Genomic DNA, 4,702 nt, shown 5'->3' with positions numbered 1-4,702 from the left:
CAGCGGGAAGTTCTTGTAGTCGATGTAGAACACGTCGGCATCGGCACTGAAACCTTCCGTCTTGTATACCGCGCCGAACTGGTAGTTCATCGTCTGCTGCGGCGAGGTCTTGTTGTTCTCCGGATGCGGCACGTAGAACTGGTTGAGGTTCGGCGCGAGGAAACCCTGCGCGGCCTGCGCGTAGAGGCTGAACTCGGTCGTCACGAGGTAGTTCGCCGCGAGGTAGCCGAGCGCCTTGCGCCAGGTCTGATCGTAGTACAGCGGCGTCTTCGTGGTCTGGTTGATCGGCGCCTCGATCGCGCGCTGGAACTGCAGGCCCTTGATGCCCGGCGTCACCGTCAGCGCATCGTTCGCCTTCCACGCGTACTCGGCATAGAGCTGCGTGGTGCGCAGCCAGTCGTCCATGTTGTACTTGTAGGAGCTCGAATCGGGCTTGCCCGGCTTGACGTCGTGGATGCCGCCGAGCGTGTAATCGAGCGCGATCTGATAGCGCTCGTTCTTCTGCATCTCGTACCAGCCGCCGAAGCGCAGTTCGCCATTGGCCATGGCGCGCGTCAGCGTCAGCACATCGCCGTAGGCGCGGTAGCGGTTGACTTTGAGCACACCGCCCATGTCGGTCTTCGACGTCGCCGTGCCGATCGTCGGCGCCTCGTTGCTGTCGTTGTTGTAGTAGTAGGTGTAGGTCTTGTTGTCGAGCGTCCAGTCCGGCGTCAGCGCGCTCTTGATACCGAGATACTCCATGTCCGTCTGCTTGGTCTGGTGGTTGTAGCAGGTGCAGTCGGTCGAGAACTGGTCGTGGTTGAGGCCGAAGTTGCGCCCAAGCGTGTTGATCTGCACCTGGGTCAGCGTGGTCTTGTCCGGGTTGTTGAACTTGATGTCGTTGTAGTTGCTGAGCACGGTGATTTCGGTGTCCGTGCCGACCGGCTGCACGTACTTGATGTACGCGGTCTTGCGATGCACGCCCGCGTCGCTGCGGAACGTGTCGCTGTCGTAATACTGCGCGCTCGCGATCAGCTTGCCGCCGCCGAAACCGTCCATACGGCCCGAGTTGAATTCGAGATGGCTCAGCGTCGTCGAGTAACTGCCGAAGGTCTGCGTCGGGATCACTTCGAAATCGTCGAGCGGGTCCTTCGAGCGCAGCGCGATCGTGCCGCCGAACGTCGCTTCGCCGATCGTGCTCGCGCCACCCGGGCCGCGGTCGACTGCGACCTGGCCGATCATCTTGGCCGGGAAATAGCTCGAAGTGTGGTGCGAGAAATCGTTGGTGTCGCCGAACGGAATGCCGTCGTAGGTGACGTTGTACTGGTTGTCGTTGAAGCCGCGCATCGTCACCTGCTTGGCTTCGCCGAGGCCGGGGCCCGCGGGGCTGATCGAGGTCACCGACGGCGCCATCGCCGCGATCTGGGCGTAGTCCGAGGTCGGCGGCTCATGGTTGCTGATCCAGTCGAGACCGATGATCGAGGTCGGCTGGGTCACGTCGAGCTCGCTCTGCACCGGCGCCATCGTGATCGCCGAACGCGCCGAGCTGGCCTTGACTTCGACTTCCTGCAACTGCGGTACGGCCTTGTTCGCGTTCGCGGCATCTGCGGATGCGTTCGCATCGGCTGGGGCGGCGGCGCCGGCAGGCGCATCAGCGGCGAAACTGGCGAGCGGGAAAGCGGCCAACATCACGGCCAGCGCGAGCGGACGCAGTCGGAACGCAGCATCGGAGTGACAAGGCAGGCGGCGCAGCGCCCGCGAAGAAACGTGCACGCAACGAAAAATCGGCATGAGAGGGGATTCTTTTTAGTTAGTGAGGGGCAACGGCGCGGCGAACATTACGGCCCGCATGTTTCCGTTGTGCTGCAATTTTCTTAAATCTGCCCCAATCGATCGGCAACAGCGAGCGCTGAAACGAAAGCGTCATGGAACATGCCCAGAGTGCGCACGCGCGCCGCACGCCCCGCGAGCGCAAACCCACGGAGACAAGAAAAATGCGCGCCCTGAAAACGTGCCTCACCGCCTTCCTGCTGCTCGCTGTCAACACAGCGAGCGCCGCGACCGAGGTCAAACCCTATGTCGAAGCCGCTGCGGTCGACCTGCTGCATATCCTGCCGCCGCCACCGGCAGACGATTCAGCGCAGACGCTCGCGGAACTCGGCGAAATCCTCACGATCCAGGTCGCGCGTACGCCAGCGATGGCCGAACGCGCGCGCGCCGACAGCGAGGAAAACATCTGGCGCTTCGCCGACGTGCTCGGCGACAAGTTCAACGCGGCGAATCTGCCAAAACTTGCCATGCTGTCCGAGCGGTTGATCAAGACCGAAGACGCCGTCGTCAAGCCGGCGAAGAAGGGCTTCAACCGCCCACGCCCCTACGTGCTCAACAAGCTCGTCGAGCCGTTGCGCGCCGGCACGAGTCTGTCCACTTCCGGATCATGGCCGTCGGGCCACACCACGCTCGGCACGTTGATGGGCATCGTGCTCGCCGACATGGTGCCGGAGAAGAAAGCGGAACTGATGCATCGCGCATGGGAGTACGGCGACAACCGCGTCGTCGCCGGCGTGCACTATCGTTCCGATGTCGAGATGGGACGCATCGCCGGATCCGTCATTGCCGCGACCCTGCTGGCACGGCCGGACTTCAGGAAGGACTTCGCCGCCGCGCAAAAAGAGCTGCGCCGCGTGCTCGAACTGCCACCGCAAGGCTGATCGGCCCTGCGCCGGCCGCGCCGCGAATCAGCCCGCGGCGCGGCGCGCGAAGAAACGCTTCAGCGGCACAACGCGATCGATCAGGGCCAGGCCTGCGCCGCGCAAGGCGGCCAGCGCGGGGTTGTCGCTGCCGAAGCCGCGCTGGATCGCATCGAAGGCCCGCGCCGACACCGCATTGTCGCTGCGTCGCCGCCGCTCGTAGCGGCGCAAGACATGTTCCGTCGCGAAATCCGCCTTACGCTCCCGGGCGTCGACCAGAGTATTCGCAAGTTCCACTGCATCGCGGAAACCGAGATTGACGCCCTGCCCCGCGAGCGGATGCACGACATGGGCCGCATCACCGACGAGGGCGAAGCGCGGCCCGATGTAACGTTCGGCGAGGCGCAGGCGCAGCGGAAACGCGGCGCGCTTCGTCGTCGCGGTGACCGCACCGAGGCGGAAATCGAATGCGGCACCGAGTTCGGCGCGGAAAGCCTCGTCGTCGAGCGCGAGCAGGCGCTCGGCCTCGTCGTTTTCCACCGACCAGACGATCGAGCTGCGCCCGTCGGCCAGCGGCAGGAACGCGAGCGTCGCGCCGGGCAGGAAGCGCTGCCACGCCGTCGCCTCGTGTGCACGCGCGTGCGCAATGTGGGCGACGATGCCGCGCTGCGCGTAGTCGCGATCGTGTGTCTCGATGCCAAGCAAACCGCGCAGCGCCGAATCGGCACCGTCCGCGGCGACAACGAGGCGCGCCCGCAGCTGCGATCCATCTTCGAATGCGAGCGTGCGTGCAGCGCTGCCGGCATCGAGTTCGCTCGCGACGACGCGCGCGGGGCAGTGCAGCGCGATGTCGCCATGCCGCTCGACCGCCTGCCACAGCACCGACTGGATCAACTTGTTTTCGACGATGTAGCCGAGCGCGGACGCGCCTTCGTCGGCCGCATCGAAACCGAGCGAACCGGGCGCAAGCGCGTCCCACACGCGCATGCGCCGATAGGCACTCGCACGCGCCGACGCGATGGCCGTCCAGACGTCCAAATGCCGCAGCAGCGCGATCGACGAGGCGGCCAGTGCGACGACGCGCAGGTCGACTTCATCCTCGGCGCGCCACGATGCCGGCGCGCGCGATTCGATCAACGCGACATCGAAGCCGCGCCGCGCAAGGTCGAGCGCGAGTGCCGCGCCAACCATGCCGGCGCCGACGATGGCAACGTCCAGCACTCGCCGGGACGTCATGTGTCACTCCGCAGCGCAAGCGCAGGCGCATGCCCGCGGAAACCCATGCCGCGCGCGACGACAGCCTGCTTGAGCGGCGCGATGCGATCGATCGCGACCAGGCCGAGCGAACGCAGCGCCTTCAGCGGCAGCGCTTCGCTGGCGGTCCAGCGCGCAAGCGAATCACTCGTCGCAGCGGTGCCTTCCCGGTCTTCGTGGCGCAGTTCGACGTAGCGCCGCAGCAGCGCGGCATCACCTACATCGCCGTCCGCACGCGCATGCTCGACCAGCAATTCGGCCAAGGTCAGCGCATCGCGCAGACCGAGGTTGAAACCCTGCGCGCCGATCGGATGGATCGTCTGCGCCGCGTTGCCGATCAGCACCGCACGCGGCGCAACCATGCGCTGTGCGAATACCCGCGCCAACGGATGCGACACGCGCTTGCCGAGGCGGGAAAATTTGCCGAGGCGCCAGCCGAAGCGTTCGTGCAGCTCGGCGATGAAGCCCGCATCGTCGAGCCCGGCCAGGCGCGCCGCATCCGCAGCCGGCACGGTCATGACGACACCGGCACGGCGCTCGGCCAGCGGCAGCAAGGCCACGGGGCCGGTCGCGGTGAAACGCTCCCAGGCGCAGCCATCCATCGCGCGCTCGGGTTGCACGGTGGCAACAAACGCGGTCTGCGCGTAGTCGAACCGGTCGACACCGATGCCGAGCGCATCGCGCACGAACGACGCGGTGCCGTCGGCGCCGACGAGCAGGCGTGTGCGCAGGCGCCTTTCGCCCTCACCAGTTGCGAGCGTGGCGACGACGCCGTTGTC

Annotated in this window: 4 protein-coding genes; 1 reads left to right on the top strand and 3 read right to left on the bottom strand. The window is 66.1% G+C overall.

Annotated features, from left to right (window positions below; translation table 11 throughout):
- The coding region (locus tag VF497_RS11330; RefSeq protein WP_330888744.1) for a TonB-dependent receptor at positions 1-1,668 on the bottom strand (1,668 nt) is incomplete at its 3' end.
- Between the two features lie 305 nt (positions 1,669-1,973).
- Between VF497_RS11330 and VF497_RS11325 the strand changes: the two genes are divergently transcribed.
- Positions 1,974-2,690, top strand: a complete 717-nt coding sequence (locus VF497_RS11325; protein WP_330888742.1) for a phosphatase PAP2 family protein — start codon at positions 1,974-1,976, stop codon at positions 2,688-2,690.
- Positions 2,691-2,717: 27 nt separating this feature from the next.
- On the opposite strand, the gene VF497_RS11320 is transcribed toward VF497_RS11325, so the two are convergent.
- Complete coding sequence (locus tag VF497_RS11320; RefSeq protein WP_330888740.1) at positions 2,718-3,905, bottom strand: UbiH/UbiF/VisC/COQ6 family ubiquinone biosynthesis hydroxylase; 1,188 nt, start codon at positions 3,903-3,905, stop codon at positions 2,718-2,720.
- Positions 3,902-4,702: FAD-dependent monooxygenase (locus tag VF497_RS11315; protein WP_330888738.1), on the bottom strand; the 801-nt coding region annotated here is incomplete at its 5' end. The genes VF497_RS11320 and VF497_RS11315, both read right to left, overlap by 4 nt.

The organism is Rudaea sp. (assembly GCF_036383415.1).
In the GTDB taxonomy this organism is placed as follows: Bacteria; Pseudomonadota; Gammaproteobacteria; order Xanthomonadales; family Rhodanobacteraceae; genus Rudaea.
The sequence above is the reverse complement of the archived record's forward strand: the minus strand, read 5'-3'. Positions and strand labels throughout refer to the sequence as shown.